Annotated in this window: 12 protein-coding genes and 3 rRNA genes; 7 read left to right on the plus strand and 8 right to left on the minus strand. The window is 67.4% G+C overall.

The window, feature by feature from the left end:
* The first annotated feature begins 16 nt into the window (after window positions 1-16).
* Window positions 17-1,024 carry an HAD-IIA family hydrolase gene (locus tag AC0VX6_RS19210; RefSeq protein ID WP_274974032.1) on the plus strand — a complete coding sequence of 336 codons (1,008 nt, stop codon included), beginning with the start codon at window positions 17-19 and terminating at the stop codon, window positions 1,022-1,024.
* A gap of 17 nt (window positions 1,025-1,041) precedes the next feature.
* Here AC0VX6_RS19210 and AC0VX6_RS19215 read toward each other — a convergent pair whose 3' ends face one another.
* Window positions 1,042-1,470, minus strand: a complete 429-nt coding sequence (locus tag AC0VX6_RS19215) for a single-stranded DNA-binding protein (protein ID WP_274974033.1) — start codon at window positions 1,468-1,470, stop codon at window positions 1,042-1,044.
* A gap of 324 nt (window positions 1,471-1,794) precedes the next feature.
* On the opposite strand from AC0VX6_RS19215, the gene AC0VX6_RS19220 reads away from it, so the two are divergent.
* Both AC0VX6_RS19220 and AC0VX6_RS19225 read left to right on the plus strand, forming a co-directional pair.
* Window positions 1,795-2,793 (plus strand): MBL fold metallo-hydrolase, encoded by a 999-nt coding sequence (locus AC0VX6_RS19220; RefSeq protein ID WP_274978190.1) that lies wholly within the window; start codon window positions 1,795-1,797, stop codon window positions 2,791-2,793.
* Between the two features lie 155 nt (window positions 2,794-2,948).
* Entirely contained in the window at window positions 2,949-3,884 is a 936-nt protein-coding gene (locus AC0VX6_RS19225) for a GNAT family N-acetyltransferase (protein ID WP_274974034.1), read from the plus strand.
* Here AC0VX6_RS19225 and AC0VX6_RS19230 read toward each other — a convergent pair.
* Entirely contained in the window at window positions 3,874-4,296 is a 423-nt protein-coding gene (locus AC0VX6_RS19230; protein ID WP_475465489.1) for an NUDIX hydrolase, read from the minus strand. The genes AC0VX6_RS19225 and AC0VX6_RS19230 overlap by 11 nt on opposite strands.
* 65 nt (window positions 4,297-4,361) lie before the next feature.
* Window positions 4,362-5,045, minus strand: coding sequence for a hypothetical protein (locus tag AC0VX6_RS19235; protein WP_475465491.1), 684 nt, complete (start codon window positions 5,043-5,045; stop codon window positions 4,362-4,364).
* A 15-nt stretch (window positions 5,046-5,060) separates the two neighbouring features.
* Between AC0VX6_RS19235 and AC0VX6_RS19240 the strand changes: the two genes are divergently transcribed.
* Window positions 5,061-6,011 (plus strand): hypothetical protein, encoded by a 951-nt coding sequence (locus AC0VX6_RS19240; RefSeq protein ID WP_475465492.1) that lies wholly within the window; start codon window positions 5,061-5,063, stop codon window positions 6,009-6,011.
* A gap of 338 nt (window positions 6,012-6,349) precedes the next feature.
* On the opposite strand, the gene rrf is transcribed toward AC0VX6_RS19240, so the two are convergent.
* From rrf to tyrS, 4 genes are all read right to left on the minus strand, one after another.
* A 5S ribosomal RNA gene (rrf, locus tag AC0VX6_RS19245) occupies window positions 6,350-6,465 on the minus strand.
* Window positions 6,466-6,569: 104 nt separating this feature from the next.
* Window positions 6,570-9,667: ribosomal RNA gene (locus tag AC0VX6_RS19250) — 23S ribosomal RNA — on the minus strand.
* A 333-nt stretch (window positions 9,668-10,000) separates the two neighbouring features.
* A 16S ribosomal RNA gene (locus AC0VX6_RS19255) occupies window positions 10,001-11,533 on the minus strand.
* Together the 16S, 23S and 5S rRNA genes form the textbook arrangement of a ribosomal RNA operon.
* 757 nt (window positions 11,534-12,290) lie before the next feature.
* A complete protein-coding gene (gene tyrS, locus AC0VX6_RS19260; RefSeq protein ID WP_274974038.1) occupies window positions 12,291-13,589 on the minus strand; it encodes a tyrosine--tRNA ligase in 1,299 nt (432 codons plus the stop codon).
* Window positions 13,590-13,844: 255 nt separating this feature from the next.
* Between tyrS and AC0VX6_RS19265 the strand changes: the two genes are divergently transcribed.
* The 3 genes from AC0VX6_RS19265 to AC0VX6_RS19275 all read left to right on the plus strand — a co-directional run bounded on the left by AC0VX6_RS19265 (window position 13,845) and on the right by AC0VX6_RS19275 (window position 16,329).
* Window positions 13,845-14,654 carry an alpha/beta fold hydrolase gene (locus tag AC0VX6_RS19265; RefSeq protein WP_475465494.1) on the plus strand — a complete coding sequence of 270 codons (810 nt, stop codon included), beginning with the start codon at window positions 13,845-13,847 and terminating at the stop codon, window positions 14,652-14,654.
* On the plus strand, window positions 14,647-15,255 hold the full coding sequence (locus tag AC0VX6_RS19270) for a TetR/AcrR family transcriptional regulator (RefSeq protein WP_475465496.1): 609 nt from the start codon (window positions 14,647-14,649) through the stop codon (window positions 15,253-15,255). The genes AC0VX6_RS19265 and AC0VX6_RS19270 overlap by 8 nt, the downstream gene beginning before the upstream one ends.
* Before the next feature lie 366 nt (window positions 15,256-15,621).
* Entirely contained in the window at window positions 15,622-16,329 is a 708-nt protein-coding gene (locus AC0VX6_RS19275; protein WP_274974042.1) for a GmrSD restriction endonuclease domain-containing protein, read from the plus strand.
* A 7-nt stretch (window positions 16,330-16,336) separates the two neighbouring features.
* Here AC0VX6_RS19275 and AC0VX6_RS19280 read toward each other — a convergent pair whose 3' ends face one another.
* Window positions 16,337-16,744 (minus strand): hypothetical protein, encoded by a 408-nt coding sequence (locus AC0VX6_RS19280; protein ID WP_368045843.1) that lies wholly within the window; start codon window positions 16,742-16,744, stop codon window positions 16,337-16,339.
* Window positions 16,745-16,858 lie beyond the last annotated feature (114 nt).

The following is a 16,858-nucleotide window of genomic DNA, read 5'->3' on the forward strand; positions in this document are numbered from 1 at the left end:
GAACGGGTTCTCCGCCATGTCCCTGCTCGCCGCAGCCCGCCCCCTGAACGAGATCCACGACGCGATGCTCCTGGACCTGGACGGGGTGGTCTACATCGGCCCGCGGGCCGTACCGGCGGCACCGGAGGCGGTGGGCAAGGCGCGGGCCGCCGGAGCCCGGGTGGCGTTCGTGACCAACAACGCCGGGCGCACCCCGGCGCGCATCGCCGAGCACCTGACCGAACTGGGCGTGGGCGCCGCCCCCGAGGACGTGGTGACCTCCGCCGAGGCCGCCGCCCGCCTGGTGGGCGAACGCCACCCCGCGGGCTCGGACGTACTGGTGGTGGGCGACACCGCGCTGCGCCAGGCGGTGCGCAGGATGGGGCTGCGCCCGGTGTCGGTGGACAGCCCCTCGGTGGTGGCCGTGGTGCAGGGCTACTCCCGGCACATGACCCGCGACCTGCTCGACCAGGGCACGGTCGCGGTCCGGCGCGGCGCGTTCTACGTGGCCAGCAACAACGACGCCACCGCGCCCAGCGAGTGGGGTCTGACGCCCGGCAACGGGTCCTTCGTCCGGGTCATCGCCAACGCCACCGGGGTCGAACCCGTCGTCGCCGGAAAGCCCATGCGTCCGCTGCACGAGGAGGGCATCCTGCGCACCGGAGCGCGCAACCCCCTCATCGTGGGCGACCGGCTGGACACCGACATCGAGGGCGCGACCGCGCACGGCGCGGCCGGGATGCTCGTGCTGACGGGGGTGGCCACCCCGATGGACGCCCTCGCCGCACCCGAGCACCAGCGCCCCAGCTACCTGGCGTGGGACCTGTCGGGCATGAACCACACGCACCCGGCCGTCGTCCGCGAGGGCGACCGCACCCGCTGCGCGGGGTGGACGGTGACCGTCACCGGCGGCGCACCGCGTATCGAGGGGGCAGGGGACCGGCTGGACGGGCTGCGCGCACTGTGCGCGGCGGTCTGGGCGGACCGTGCGGCGGACCCGTCCGGCCCCGCCGCACGCGAGGCGCTGTCCCGCCTGGGCTGGTGAGCCCACGCGGCGGGCCCTCACCGCCGCACCGCCCCGGGCTCCGGGCCGTCGGCAGCCCGGACCAGGGTGGCGGCCCTGACCTCCACCTCGCACACGCTGCGTACGCCCTCCCGGCCCCTCCAGGTGCGGCGGCGCAGCTCCCCGGTCATCCGGACCACGTCGCCCAGCCGCCAGGCGCGGATCCCCTCGTGCAGGTCGCGGTCGAAACTGGTGCAGGTGATCGAGTCGGACCGGCGTCCGCGGTAGCGGCTGTCGTGGGTGCGGGCCACACAGACCCGCCACGTGGCCAACCGGTCGCCGCTGGGCAGCTCGCGGATGAGGGGACGGGCGGTGATCCGCCCGGCCACGAGGATCTCGTTGCGGTGCTCGGACTCACACGGGTCCTGCCGCGGGGACGGGGTGTCGGGGGCGGTCCGGCTCGGGGCGACCGCGGACTCCTGCTGCATGTGGACGTCCTCCCATGGGTGGAGAGTGAGGAGACGGGCGCGACGCGAAGCAGGGTCGCGGGGCCGGGAACCGACGGTCCGGCCATCCGCGTGCGGTGGGGGCGTGCGCTCTCCCACCAGGATCCCCCGGCGAAGGTCCCGGCGAAAGGCCCGCTGTGAGGCTGTGGACAACCCGCCCCGGCGCCGGCCGCGCGCCGCGCCCCCTCCGGCGGGGACCGGGCCGGCCCCGCCCCGACCAGCCGTGACACCCTTGTCCTAGAGTCGGGTCCTGTCCGGTTCGGCCCCGCCGAACCCCACGACAACCGAGGAACAGGGGTGCTTGCAGTGCACGACGACGTGGACGTGAGCGGTCTGCCCGAGGGGATCACCCCGCTGGGCGACGACATCTTCGCCATCGACACGATGCTCGCCGGATACCCGGGGATCGTGTCGAGCTACCTCATCCGCTCCCAACGGCCCTGCGTCGTCGAGGTCGGCACCGCCGGTTCCGCGCGGGTCCTGCACGAGGCCGTCACCCGCCTCGGACTGGCCCCCGCGGACCTGGCCACCATCGTGGTCACCCACATCCACCTCGACCACGCGGGCGGTACCGGCGACATGGCCGCCCTGTTCCCCAACGCCGAGATCGTCGTGCACGAGCGCGGCGCCCGCCACCTGGCCGACCCGAGCAGGCTGATGCGCAGCGCCGAGATGGTGTGGGGCGACCGTCTGGACAGCCTGTTCGGACGGATGAACCCCACCGAGGCGTCCCGTATCCGTTCGGTGGCCGAGACGGGGGAGATCGACCTGGGCGGCGGACGCCGACTGGTGACCCACTACGCCCCCGGCCACGCCAAGCACCACATGGGCCTGGTCGACACCCTCACCGGCGACCTGTACGTCGGCGACGCACTGGGCGTGTACAAGCCCCTCACCGGAGAGGTCAGCCCGGCCACGCCACCGCCGGACTTCGACATGGAGGCGTGCCTGCGCACCCTGCGGCTGTTCGGGGACATCGACGCCCAGCGGCTGATGTTCTCCCACTTCGGCGCGGTCACCTCGGTCCCCGAGACCCTCGACCGGGCCGAGTCCGAGCTGCGGCTGTGGGTGGAGACGGTGCGCGAGTCCCACGGCAGCACCGGCGACCTGGACCACGCGATCGCCATGGTGCGCGACAAGGTGGTCTCGCGCTACGCGCCGATGCCGCCGGAGGTGCCCGCGGAGTCAGCCGCGATCCTGGACACCCTCAGCGGCGCGGAGGCCAACGTGTCCGGCATCGTGCACTGGCTGGACCGGCTCGCCCGGGAGCAGGCCGAGGCCCGGACGGAGGAGGAGCGCTCCTGAACGGTCCCGGACGGCCCTCGCGGTCCCCGGCGTCGGAGCGCGGACGTCCGCGCTCCGACGCCGAGGCGCGGAGCGGACTCGCGGCCGCCGGACGCGGCGCTCGGCCCGCGGGAAAACCGGGTGCACCCGCCGGACCCCGGACCTAGTCTCACCCCATGACGACTCAGATCCGCCCCATGGAGCGGGCCGACATCCCCCTGGTCCTCGCCCTCCTGCGCGCCGTCCACCCCTGCCGCGTGCTGACCGCGGAAGCGATGCGCTGGCGGGCGGAGAACCCCCGGCCCGGCATGCGCGAGACCACTCTGCTGGCGGTGGAGGACGGGGTCCCGGTGGGCTTCCTGCGCTCCGCGCTGCGCCGCGACGGCGAGGGCCCCCGCAGCGGTCGGTCCCTCCTCGCCACGGTCGCCGCCTCCCACCGGGACACGGACGTGGGCGCGCGCCTGCTGGACGCCTCGGAGCGCCACCTCGTCGAGGGCGGGGCCGAGGTGCTGCGGGCCGAGGCCGCCGAGGAGGACGTCCAGGCCGGAGGTGAGGCCTTCCGGCGGACGGTGCTGGAACGGGGATACACCCCGGAGGACACCAACCTCGTCCTGGGCCTGGACCTGGCCGCGCTCACCGACCCGCCGAGAGCACCCGAGGGCGTCGAACTGCGGCCGTTCAGCGACTACGCCGACGACCCGCGCGAGATCTACGAGGTCGACAGGCTGGCCAGCCTGGACGAGCCGGGCGCGGACTCCTGGTTCCCCTCCTACGAGGGGTGGCGCAAGGACGTGTGGCAGCATCCGCTCCGCGCACCGGACCTGTCCCTGTTGGCGCTGGTCGAGGGCGTACCGGCCGCCATCACCTGCTACGTCAGCGACGGGGAGACCCGGATGGAGTCGTCCATGACCGGCGCCCTGCGCGAGTTCCGGGGGCGCGGTCTGGCCGGGTACGCCAAGGCCGCGGCACTGCACCGGGCGCGTGAACGGGGCATGCGCTACGCCTACACCGGCAACCACGAGGACAACGCGCCGATGCTGGCCGCGAACCGGCGGCTCGGCTACGCCCCGGTCGGTTCCGAGACCGTCTACGTCCGGCGGCTCAGGGGTTAGCGGAGAGCCTCGGCGGCGCTCCGGGCAGCCCCAGCTCCCGGAGCAGGTGGGCGTAGAGTCCGTCCGCCCAGGAGAGTTCGTCGTCGGAGGGCAGGACGTCGAAGGCCCGCACCTCCACGGTCTCGAACTCCCCGGTCAGCGGGTCCAGCGCGGTCACCCGCGCGTGGGTGACCACCGTGACGTGACCACCGGAGAGCACGTAGTGACCGACGGCGCTGATGTCGCCGAGGGTGGCGCCGGCCTCCTCCCGGGCCTCACGGCGCGCGGTGTCCTGGAGGGTCTCCCCCGGTTCGGCGTGCCCGCCGGGAAACTCCCAGGCCCGGCGCCGGTTGCGCACCAGCAGGGGCCGGTCACCGGTGTAGGTCAGGCACACCACGGAGTCGTGGGCCTCGGGGAGGGCCCCCAGGCGCACGACGGCACCGCCGAGCGGAGCGTCTCCGCCCGGCGGTGCGGTACCGCCGGCTCCGTGGAAGGGGCTCAGTCCCGGTCCTCACGGCCGCGGTACCGTTCGCCGCGGTCGCGGTCGCGCGGGGACGCGTCCTCCTCCGGCTCCTCCAGGAGTTCCTGCTCCTCGGCGTCGGTCCAGACGATGCCGTCCTCGGCGTCGTAGTCGACCAGCTCCATACCCTCCAGGGCGGCCAGCCGCTCGTCGGCGTCGGTGACGCCGTCGCTGTCCACGGCCGAGGCGCGCGAGAAGTACTCGCGGGCGTCGTCCTCGCGGCCCAGTTCCTCCAGGACGTCGGCGTAGGCGTAGAAGAGGCGGGCGACCCACGGACGGGCGCGCCGCTCCTTGAGCTCGGGCACCTGGAGTTCGGCCAGGGCTGCCTTGGCGTCGCCCATGTCCCGGCGGGCCCCGGAGGCGACGATGCGCAACTCGATACGCTCGGCGGAGTCCAGGTCCTTGGCGGCCGGGTCGTTGGTGATCTCCAGCGCCCGCTCGGGACGGCCCAGACCGCGCTCGCTGTCGGCCATGATCGCGAGGAAGTTGTCGCGTCCGCTCATCCGGCGTGCGGCGCGCAGGTCGGACAGGGCCTCCTGCCACTTGCCCACGGTGTAGGCCGCCACGCCGGAGGCCTCGCGGACGCCGGGAACCCGCGACGCCTTGCGGCGCGCGTAGGCCGCGTGGGCGTAGGCCCGCTCGGGGTCCTCGTCCAGGAGCATGCCGGCGGCGACGATGTGCTTGCCGACGAGTTCGGCCAGCGACTTGGGCAGCGAGTGCAGGTCACGCCTGGTCTCGGGGTCCAGCTGGGAGTAGCTGACCTCCTCCGGGAGCTGGGGCGCGATGTCGGCCGGGTCGCGGTCCTCACGAGGCGGACGGCGGTCGTCGCGCCGGTCGTCACGGCCGCGGAACCCGCCACCCCTGTTGTCGTCACGACCGCGGAACCCGCCGCCACGGCGGTCGTCCCTACGCCCGCCGTCCCGGAAGCCGCCGCCCCGACGGTCGTCACGGCGCTCTCCGCCGCGGAAACCACCACGGTCGTCACGGCGGTCGTCACGGCCCCGGGAACCAGCGCGGTCGCGGTCGCCGCCACGGAAGCCGCCCCGATCATCCGGCCGGTCGTCGCGGCGGTCATCCCTGCGGTCGTCCCGGCCGCGGTAGCCGCCCCTGTCGTCGCGGCGGTCCCCACCACGGAACCCGCCACGGTCATCGCGGCGGTCCCCACCACGGAACCCGCCACGGTCATCGCGGCGGTCCCCACCACGGAACCCGCCACGGTCGTCACGGCGGTCCCCACCACGGAAACCACCACGGTCGTCACGGCGGTCGCGGCGCTCTCCGCCGCCTTCACCACGGAAGCCGCCGCGGTCGTCCCGACGGTCCCCGCCGCGGAAACCGCCACCGCCGCGACGCTCGTCGCGACCCTGGTAACCCCCGCGGTCACGGTCGTCCCGGCGGTATCCTCCGCGCCGGTCGTCACGACCTCTGTCATCTCTGGAACCGCTGTAGCCGGACCGGGCGCGGGGTCCGTCACCGCGTCCCCGACCACCAGGTCCACCGGAGCGATAACCGCCGCGCTCGTTGGCTCCGGAGTCCTCGCGGTCTCCCGATCGGCTGTCCTCAGTCATCCAACCCGTCCGTCAACAATCAAAAGCGCTGCCACCTTGAGCAGTAGCAGCGCGTCATAGTACTCGTGCCTTCCAGCTTACGACATGGTGTCGCCGCTCATCACCAGAGCGCAGGTGCCCAAGGTCCTACTTTCCCAGCAGCGTCTGCGCACACCGGATCGGGTTGTCCACAGCACGCAACAGGCCCTGGCACCGACACGCCCGCATCCGGTTGACTGGAAACAGGGGGGCCCACCCAGGCACCCACACCCCCGCACACCCACCCCAACGTTCACAAACGCACAAACCCCCACACAAAAAAAGGGGCGGACCCGCCCTAACAGGCACCCCACCCCCACACAAAAAAAGAGAGGCAGGGCCACCCCTAACAGGCAACCCCACCCCTCCTTCAAGAAAAACCGTGGCAGCGACCTACTCTCCCACCCCACCACAGGGCAGTACCATCAGCGCAAAGAGACTTAACGACCGGGTTCGGAAAGAGACCGGGTGTGACCCTCCAGCAATAACCACCACGGAAACCACACACCACCCACCCAACTCCACCCACCCCCACAGGGCAGGGAATCACAGTGAGCAGTAAACTCCGTGAAAAGTGTGCGCGAACATCCAATTATCTGCAGCGGACAAGCCCTCGGCCTATTAGTACCGGTCAGCTCCACCCCTCACAAGGCTTCCACACCCGGCCTATCAACCCCATCGTCTATAGGGAGCCTTACCCCCTCAAGGAGGCAGGAGACCTCATCTCGAAGCAAGCTTCCCGCTTAGATGCTTTCAGCGGTTATCCCTCCCGAACGTAGCCAACCAGCCATGCCCTTGGCAGGACAACTGGCACACCAGAGGTTCGTCCGTCCCGGTCCTCTCGTACTAGGGACAGCCCTTCTCAAGTCTCCAACGCGCACAGCGGATAGGGACCGAACTGTCTCACGACGTTCTAAACCCAGCTCGCGTGCCGCTTTAATGGGCGAACAGCCCAACCCTTGGGACCAACTCCAGCCCCAGGATGCGACGAGCCGACATCGAGGTGCCAAACCATCCCGTCGATATGGACTCTTGGGGAAGATCAGCCTGTTATCCCCGGGGTACCTTTTAGCCGTTGAGCGACACCGCTTCCACACGCCGGTGCCGGATCACTAGTCCCAGCTTTCGCTCCTGCTCGACACGTCCGTCTCACAGTCAAGCTCCCTTGTGCACTTACACTCAACACCTGATTACCAACCAGGCTGAGGGAACCTTTGGGCGCCTCCGTTACTCTTTGGGAGGCAACCGCCCCAGTTAAACTACCCACCAGACACTGTCCCCGAACCGGATCACGGTCCAAAGTTAGATGCCCGAAACAGTCAGAGTGGTATTTCACCAACGCCTCCACCGCCACTAGCGTGACAGCTTCACCGGCTCCCACCTATCCTACACAAACCATCCCAAACACCAATGTCAAGCTATAGTGAAGGTCCCGGGGTCTTTCCGTCCTGCTGCGCGAAACGAGCATCTTTACTCGTAGTGCAATTTCACCGGGCCCATGGTTGAGACAGTGGGGAAGTCGTTACGCCATTCGTGCAGGTCGGAACTTACCCGACAAGGAATTTCGCTACCTTAGGATGGTTATAGTTACCACCGCCGTTTACTGGCGCTTAGATTCCCAGCTTCGCAAGGGCGAACCCCCACTAACCAGTCCTCTTAACGTTCCAGCACCGGGCAGGCGTCAGTCCGTATACAGCGTCTTACGACTTCGCACGGACCTGTGTTTTTAATAAACAGTCGCTTCCCCCCGCTATCTGCGACCCCACCCAGCTCAGGATGCAAGATCCGTCACCAGACAGGGCTCCCCTTCTCCCAAAGTTACGGGGACAATTTGCCGAGTTCCTTAACCATGGTTCACCCGAACGCCTCGGTATTCTCTACCTGACCACCTGCGTCGGTTTAGGGTACTGGCCACACACGAACTCGCTAGAGGCTTTTCTCGACAGCATGGGATCACTCACTTCACCAAAAACGGCTCGGCATCACGTCTCAGCTCACATGAGAGGCGGATTTGCCAACCTCTCAGCCTACACGCTTACCCCCGGACAACCACCGCCGGGTAGAGCTACCCTCCTGCGTCACCCCATCACTTACCTACTACAAGCTCGGTTCCCAGACCAGTAAGTCAAAGCTCCCCGAAGGGACCCAAGACCACCAGCGTGGTTAGCATCACCTGATTCAGTACTGGACGCTCGTGCACGGGTACGGGAATATCAACCCGTTATCCATCGACTACGCCTGTCGGCCTCGCCTTAGGTCCAGACTCACCCTGGGCGGATTAACCTGCCCCAGGAACCCTTAGTCAATCGGCGGCAACGTTTCTCACGTTGCTTTCGCTACTCATGCCTGCATTCTCACTCGCACGCCCTCCACCACACGATCACTCGGCAGCTTCACCGGACGCACGACGCTCCCCTACCAACCCAAGAAACTAGTCTTGAGCTTCACAGCTTCGGCGGTGTGCTTTAGCCCCGCTACATTATCGGCGCAGAACCACTTGACCAGTGAGCTATTACGCACTCTTTAAAGGATGGCTGCTTCTAAGCCAACCTCCTGGTTGTCTCAGCAACTCCACAACCTTTCCCACTTAGCACACGCTTAGGGGCCTTAGCTGATGATCTGGGCTGTTTCCCTCTCGACTACGAAGCTTATCCCCCGCAGTCTCACTGCCACGCTTCACTTAACCGGCATTCGGAGTTTGTCTGACGTCAGTAACCTTGTCGGGCCCATCAGCCAAACAGTAGCTCTACCTCCAGCAAGAAACACGCGACGCTGCACCTAAATGCATTTCGGGGAGAACCAGCTATCACGGAGTTTGATTGGCCTTTCACCCCTACCCACACCTCATCCCCCAGGTTTTCAACCCTGGTGGGTTCGGGCCTCCACGAGGTCTTACCCCCGCTTCACCCTGGACATGGGTAGATCACTCCGCTTCGGGTCCACAGCATGCGACTCAAATCGCCCTATTCAGACTCGGTTTCCCTACGGCTACCCCACCCGGGTTAACCTCGCCACACACCATGACTCGCAGGCTCATTCTTCAAAAGGCACGCCATCACCAAACACGAAGTTCAGCTCTGACGGCTTGACAGCACACGGTTTCAGGTACTATTTCACGACCCCTCACCGGGGCACTTTTCACCTTTCCCTCACGGTACTAGTGCACTATCGGTCACCAGGACGTATTTTGGCTTAGCAGGTGGTCCTGCCAGATTCACACGGACTTTCACGGGCTCCGCGCTACTCGGGAATACATCCAACACCTAGGTTCTTCCTACACCTACGGGACTCTCACCCACTCCGGTACCGCTTCCCAACGGCTTCAGCTACAAGAACCACTCAGCGCTCCAGGTCGGCAGACCCAGACAGACGCATCCCACAACCCCGCAAACGCAACGACTGCCGTCTATCACACGCCTACGGTTTAGCCTCTTCCCCGTTCGCTCACCACTACTAGGAGAATCACTGTTGTTTACTCTTCCTACGGGTACTGAGATGTTTCACTTCCCCGCGTCACCACCAACCACCCTATACATTCAGATGGCGGCAACCCGACACAACTCGGGCTAGGTTTCCCCATTCGGACACCCACGGATCACAGCTCGGTTGACAGCTCCCCGTGGCCTATCGCGGCCTCCCACGTCCTTCATCGGCGCCTGGTGCCAAGGCATCCACCGTGTGCCACTATCACTTGGCCACTACAGATAATAAGATGCTCGCGCACACTATTCACAAATCAAAACACCAACCGCATACCCCAACACCACTCACATCCTCAGCCACAACGGCAAGGAACCGAGAGTTCTCAGAGGCGGTCCGCGGGAACCAACACCCACTCCACAACGGAGCAGAGGTTGTTTCCTCAGACACCCAACAGCGCGCCCCCGGACGCTTCTAGTCGCCCGAGGTCAAGTTCGATTCATCTTCAGCCACTCCCGAACAGCCCACACCCGAAGATGTGTCATGCTGCCGGGTCCACTTTCGAGTCCGGCCGGCTGTAGAAGTAATGCCGACCTGTAAAGACTCCTTAGAAAGGAGGTGATCCAGCCGCACCTTCCGGTACGGCTACCTTGTTACGACTTCGTCCCAATCGCCAGCCCCACCTTCACTCACTCCCTCCCACAAGGGGTTAGGCCGCAAGTTTCGGGTGTTGCCGACTTTCATGACGTGACGGGCGGTGTGTACAAGGCCCGGGAACGTATTCACCGCGGCGTTGCTGATCCGCGATTACTAGCGACTCCACCTTCATGGGGTCGAGTTGCAGACCCCAATCCGAACTGAGACCGGCTTTTAGGGATTCGCTCCACCTTACGGTATCGCACGCCCATTGTACCGGCCATTGTAGCATGTTTGCAGCCCAAGACATAAGGGGCATGATGACTTGACGTCATCCCCACCTTCCTCCGAGTTGACCCCGGCAGTCTCCCATGAGTCCCCACCATTACGTGCTGGCAACATGGAACAAGGGTTGCGCTCGTTGCGGGACTTAACCCAACATCTCACGACACGAGCTGACGACAGCCATGCACCACCTGTCACCCGCCAACTAAATGACCTCACATCTCTGCGAGTCCACGGGTGATGTCAAACCTTGGTAAGGTTCTTCGCGTTGCGTCGAATTAAGCAACATGCTCCGCCGCTTGTGCGGGCCCCCGTCAATTCCTTTGAGTTTTAGCCTTGCGGCCGTACTCCCCAGGCGGGGCGCTTAATGCGTTAGCTACGGCGCGGAAACCGTGGAAAGTCCCCACACCTAGCGCCCAACGTTTACGGCATGGACTACCAGGGTATCTAATCCTGTTCGCTCCCCATGCTTTCGCTCCTCAGCGTCAGGTAAGGCCCAGAGACCCGCCTTCGCCACCGGTGTTCCTCCTGATATCTGCGCATTTCACCGCTACACCAGGAATTCCAGTCTCCCCTACCTACCTCTAGCATGCCCGTATCCACTGCAGAACCGGAGTTAAGCCCCGGTCTTTCACAGCAGACGCGACACGCCGCCTACGAGCTCTTTACGCCCAATAATTCCGGACAACGCTCGGACCCTACGTATTACCGCGGCTGCTGGCACGTAGTTAGCCGGTCCTTATTCCCCACCTACCGTCAACCCGAAGAGAACTTCGAGCCTGCGTTGGTGGTAAAAGAGGTTTACAACCCGAAGGCCGTCATCCCCCACGCGGCGTCGCTGCGTCAGGCTTTCGCCCATTGCGCAATATTCCCCACTGCTGCCTCCCGCAGGAGTCTGGGCCGTGTCTCAGTCCCAGTGTGGCCGGTCGCCCTCTCAGGCCGGCTACCCGTAATCGCCTTGGTAGGCCGTTACCCCACCAACAAGCTGATAGGCCGCGAGCCCATCCCTGACCGAAAAACTTTCCACCCTCCACCATGAGGTGGCGGGTCGTATCCGGTATTAGACGGCGTTTCCACCGCTTATCCCGGAGTCAGGGGCAGGTTGCTCACGTGTTACTCACCCGTTCGCCGCTCGTGTACCCCGAAGGGCCTTACCGCTCGACTTGCATGTGTTAAGCACGCCGCCAGCGTTCGTCCTGAGCCAGGATCAAACTCTCCATAAAGGTCACTCAACCCGACCCGGCCGTGAGGCCTGGGCGGGTAAACCTAGAAGTAATCCTGACCAACCGGGTTACCCCGGCTAATCAAAGGAACCTCCGCACACGAACCGGAATGGTTCTGTGTGACGGGGCCAAAACAAACATGGCTTAAAGAAAATCAAACACGCGCTGTTGAGTTCTCAAGAAACAACCGCTCTTCGTGTACAAGCTGCTGTGAGCTTTTCCGCCGAAGGCGTTGTGCGTTTCCGCTTTGTTGTGTCTTTACTTTATCAGGTGTTCCGCGCCCCGCCAAATCGGCGGTTTGTGGTGTTTCTGATCGGGGTAAAGCCCGTTTCCTGTTTCGCTTCCGTGTTTCCTTGGAAGCGCCTCCCGAAGCCTAGCCGATGAAGAGCAGTGCTCGAACCGGTTCGTTTGAGAGGAGGAGGGGTGTCGCCGGACCCGGTCCGGTTCCGAGTCGGCCCGAAGGCCTCTCACCGTCCCGCAGCGACTCGTTCGAGTATAGGGAGGGCGGGGGCAGACGTCAAGCCGGAGCCCGGTACGCGCATCAACCGCGCTCCGGGGCTCTGTCGCCCCTGTCGGACGGCTTGTTCGGGCCCCTGTGACGTGCGCGGTGCTCACACCGGGTCCGCGCTGTTACGTCGGCTTTTGTTCAGACAACGGGCATCCTGCCCGGAAGATTCCCGCTCGAAACCCGTCGGTGCCCGTCGGACTCCGGCTGCTCCGCGGGCCGGTGGCGGACACCGGCCCGCGGAGCGGCCCGTCAGCCGTTGAGGACCAGGCCGCCGATGTTGCGCTTGCCCTTGCGCAGCACGACGAAGCGTCCCTGGAGCACGTCCTCGGGGCGGAGCACGGCCTCCACGTCGGTGACCTTGACGTTGTTCACGTAGGCCCCGCCCTCCTGGATAGCGCGGCGGGCCGCGGACTTGCTCGGCGTCAGGCCGCTCTGCGCGAACGCGTCGGTCACGAGCAGCCCGTCGACGGGACCGTCGACCTCGGCCCGGGGCACCTCGGCCAGGGCGGCGTCGAGCGTGCGGGAGTCCAGGTCGGACAGGTCCGCGCGGCCGAACAGCGCCAGGCTGGCCTCCTTGACCTTGCGGCACTCCTCCTCGCCGTGCACGAGGACGGTGAGGTCCTCGGCAAGGACGCGCTGGGCGGCGCGGGCCTGCGGACGCTCCTCGGTCTGGCGCTCCAGTTCCTCGATCTCGTCGCGGTCGCGGAAGCTGAAGGTCTTCAGGTAGCGGACCACGTCGCGGTCGTCGGCGTTGAACCAGAACTGGTAGAAGGCGTACGGCGAGGTCAGCTCGGGGTCGAGCCAGACACTGCCGGACTCCGTCTTGCCGAACTTGGTGCCGTCGGCCTTGGTGAGCAGGTTGGTGGTCAGCCCGTGCGCCTGGCCGTGCGGCTCGTTTCCGTCCATCCTGCGGACCAGGTCCAGGCCCGCGGTGATGTTGCCCCACTGGTCGGAACCGCCGGTCTGCAACGTGCAGCCGAAGCGGCGGTAGAGCTGGACGTAGTCGTAGGACTGAAGGAGCACGTAGCTGAACTCGGTGTAGCTCATGCCCTCGCCGTCGAGCCGGCTCCGCACCGTCTCCCTGGCGAGCATCTGGTTGACGCTGAAGTGCTTGCCGACGTCGCGCAGCAGCTCGATGGCGTTGATCTCCCCGAGCCAGTCGGCGTTGTTGGCCAGGACGGCGTCGGTCGGCTCCGGCTGCTCGCCCTCGGGGGTGAAGCGCAGGAACGCGGACAGCTGCCCGCCCAGGTTGTCGACCCAGCCCCGCACGGTCTCCAGCGAGTTGAGCTGGCGCTCGGCGTTGGGCTTGGGGTCGCCGATGAGACCGGTGCCGCCGCCGACCAGCGCGATCGGGCGGTGCCCCGCCTGCTGGAAGCGGGCCAGGGTCAGGATCTGGGTGAGGTGGCCCACGTGCAGGCTGCCCGCCGTCGGGTCGAATCCGCAATACAGGGTGATCGGACCATCGGCGAGCGCCTTGCGCAGTGCGTCAAGGTCGGTCGTCTGCGCGAGCAGGCCGCGCCACTGGAGTTCGTCGATGATGTCGGTCACTGTGTTGCTCTCTGTTGTGTAGGCGGGCCCCACGGGGCTCGATCTGCCTTGGAGTGTAGGTCGGACGTGGCGGAAAGCCATCCGGTTTTCCGGCCTTCCCACGCTATCGGCTGTGGTGAGGGCATAGATCGCGCGGCCTCGGCCCGCCGCGGCCACCGCCTCCTCCGAAGAACCCGGCCCGGGCCCCTTGACCTGTTTGGCTAATGACATTAGCTTTCTGGTTATCAGGGAAAGCTGATCGGCAGGGAGAACACGATGCACCACCTCACACGTCCACAGGGACGGATCGCCTACGACCTCTACGGAGCCGACAACACCGGCCCGCTCGTAGTCTGCGTACCCGGCATGTTCGACCACCGCCACTCCTTCCGCTTCGTCGGCGCGGGCCTGGCCGAGGGCGGGTACCGGGTCGCCGCCATGGACCTGCGCGGCCACGGCGACAGCGACACCACCTTCGACGACCACACCAGCCGCGCGGCGGCCACCGACGCCCTCGCCCTCGCCGAGGAGCTGGGCGGAGAAGACGTGGTCATCGTGGGCAACTCCCTCGGCGCGGGTGCCGCCGCCATCGCGGCCAAGGAGCGGCCCGACCTGGTGGCCGGCGTCGCCCTGCTCGGCCCGGCCCTGGGCCCGCCCTCCCTCGGCCCGTTCGCCCGTCTCGGCCTGCGACTCCTTCTGCTGCGGCCCTGGGGTCCCCGCGCCCTGACCGCCGTCTACGACCGCTTGCACACCGGCCGCAGGCCCGAGGGGCACCGGCGCCAGCTGGAACTCGTCCTGGGAATGCTGCGTCCGGCCGACCGCTACCACGCCGTGTACCGGACGATCCACGCGCCCAACGAGACCGTCGCCGACACCGAGGGGATGCGGGCCCGGGCCGTGGTGGTCATGGGTGAGCAGGACCCCGATTGGAAGGACCCGCGCGCCCATGCCGACCACGTGGCCTCCGTGGTCGGGGGCTCGGTGCTGATGGTGCCCGAGTGCGGCCACTACGCCCAGGCGCAGCGGCCCGACGTGGTCGTGCCCGCCGTTCAGGCACTGCTCCGGGAGGTGGTGGCCGGTGCCTAGGGCGGGGCTGTCCCCGGCGGTGGTGGCGGAGGAGGCGGCGCGGTTCTGCGACGAGGAGGCGTTCGACTCCCTGTCCCTGGCCGCGGTCGCCAAACGGCTCGGAGTGGCCACGCCCAGTCTGTACAAGCACGTCGACGGACTGGTGGGGCTGCGCCGGGAAGTGGCGCTGCTGGGCGCGAACGGGATCGGTGAGCAGGTGCAGCGCGCCGCCGTGGGCCGTTCCGGTCCAGAGGCGCTGCGCGCGACGGCCGACGCCTACCGCCGCTACGCGCACGCCCATCCGGGACGCTACGCGGCCCTGCAGCAGCTGCCGGTGCTGGCCGGGGCCGAGGCCGAGCTGGTCACCGACCCGGTACGGGTCCTGGCCGCCGTCCTGCGCGGGTTCGGCATCGCCGATGAGCAGGCCGTGCACGCGATCCGGGCGCTGCGCAGTTCGCTGCACGGGTTCGTGGACCTGGAGACGCGCGGCGGCTTCGGCCTGCCCGAGGACGTGGACCAGTCCTACGGGCTGCTGGTGGAGGGGTTCGTGCGCGCCTTCCAGGAGTGGCCGGACACGGTGCCCGGCGCGGCTGCGGCGCACGGGGACACGGGGAAGGGGTAGGCGGTGCCGGGCCCGGGGTTGTGGGAGACGCCGGTGGCGGCGGCCGTGGTGGAGGGCGCGCCGGTGTCGGCGGGCACGGTCCTGTACGCCTGGCGAACGCTCAGGGTCCAGCCGGACCGCGTGCGGGCACGGCACCACACCACAGCGCGGTTGGAGGACTGCTGCTGGTGGGCTCCTTCGTGTCCGACCTCCTCGCGTCCTGATGTTTCCCTCTCCCCTCTCGGTTGCTCCTCCCCTCTCGGTGCGGCTCCTGGTGAGCAACACCTGGCTCGGAGCGGTGTTACGGCCCTGCCCGGCATGGGCCAAGCTGGTGGGGACGACCGCGCGCCGTCCGCGCGTGGCGCCCGACCCGTTGTGGAGCCCCTGATGCCCAAGAAGGCCGCGTCGAAGATCGGTGGTCTGGTGACCGCCGTTGTCGGCGTCCTCGCCGTCGCCGCGTTCGTGCTGTACCAGCTGGGAGTGATCGAACCGGACCCCGAGCGCACCGCCGAACCCCGGGACGACGGTTCGTCCGCGCCCGGGGACGGCGGCGCCTCCTCGTCGGTGGAGCAGGCCCGGCAGTGGATGGAGGAGTTGCGGGTGGAGGAGGAGAGCGACCCGCCGGGGTACGACAGGGCGCTCTTCCCCCACTGGGACAGCGGTGTACAGGACAACTGCACCACCCGTCAGGTGGTCCTGCTGCGCGACGGAGAGGACGTGCGGGTCGACGACGACTGCCAACCGGTGTCGGGTTCCTGGTACAGCCCCTATGACGGGGAGACCCTGACCGAGGCGGAGGACCTGGACATCGACCACATGGTGGCCCTGAAGGAGGGCTGGCGCTCGGGCGCCCACGCGTGGACGACCGAGGAGCGCGGGCACTTCGCCAACGACCTGGACTCCTCCCAGCTGTGGGCGGTGAGCGCTTCGACCAACCGGTCCAAGGGCGACGCCGATCCGGCGGACTGGCTGCCGCCGTTGGAGTCCTCGCACTGCGACTACGTGGTCTCGTGGATCGAGGTCAAGCACGTGTGGGACCTGACCGTGGACCCGGACGAGGAGGCGGCGCTGCGCGAGGTGCTCTCGGGCTGCTGAGGCCGGTTCAGGCGGGGTTGGCGGCTCTGACGCCCCGTGCGGTGGTCAGGAGTTCCTTCTGGCCGACGAGGCCGAAGGCGTCGCGGACCTCCACCGCCACCCCCCTGAAGGGCGTCCAGAACGCCTCGGTCTCGCCGTGCAGGGCGGTGTGGCCGTTGTTGTCGAACTCGGTGAGCTCCCAGTCGGGTGAGCGCTCGTGGTACTCGGTCAGGAAGCCGCGGACGGCGGACAGGTCGGTGAGCCTGTCGCCGCGCATGACCAGGACCTGGAGGACCACCCTGGCCCCTCCCCCCTCCAGGGTCGTCTCCCACACCCGGCTGGAGAAGGACACGCCGCCCCACTCGTAGTCGAAGTCGGAGACCGAGGTCTGGTCGTCGATCTGGTCGGGCAGGTGCCCGATGGTGAATCCGTCCAACTCTCCCCCTCGTGGGCTGGCTGCGGCCGGGGCCGCGACGAGTGCGAGCGCGGCGGCGAGGACCGCCGCGACCCACCGGAGAACACGCATGGTCACCTCCGGCGGCGGTAGCGG

It is taken from the genome of Nocardiopsis sp. iso_25, from assembly GCF_056173305.1.

Excerpts from the sequence above, each read along its gene's own strand:
- AC0VX6_RS19210 (WP_274974032.1), top strand. The coding sequence starts at position 17 with ATGTCCCTGCTCGCCGCAGCCCGCCCCCTGAACGAGATCCACGACGCG.
- AC0VX6_RS19215 (WP_274974033.1), bottom strand. The coding sequence starts at position 1,470 with ATGCAGCAGGAGTCCGCGGTCGCCCCGAGCCGGACCGCCCCCGACACC.
- AC0VX6_RS19225 (WP_274974034.1), top strand. The coding sequence starts at position 2,949 with ATGACGACTCAGATCCGCCCCATGGAGCGGGCCGACATCCCCCTGGTC.
- AC0VX6_RS19235 (WP_475465491.1), bottom strand. The coding sequence starts at position 5,045 with ATGCTCCTGGACGAGGACCCCGAGCGGGCCTACGCCCACGCGGCCTAC.
- AC0VX6_RS19265 (WP_475465494.1), top strand. The coding sequence starts at position 13,845 with ATGCACCACCTCACACGTCCACAGGGACGGATCGCCTACGACCTCTAC.
- AC0VX6_RS19275 (WP_274974042.1), top strand. The coding sequence starts at position 15,622 with ATGCCCAAGAAGGCCGCGTCGAAGATCGGTGGTCTGGTGACCGCCGTT.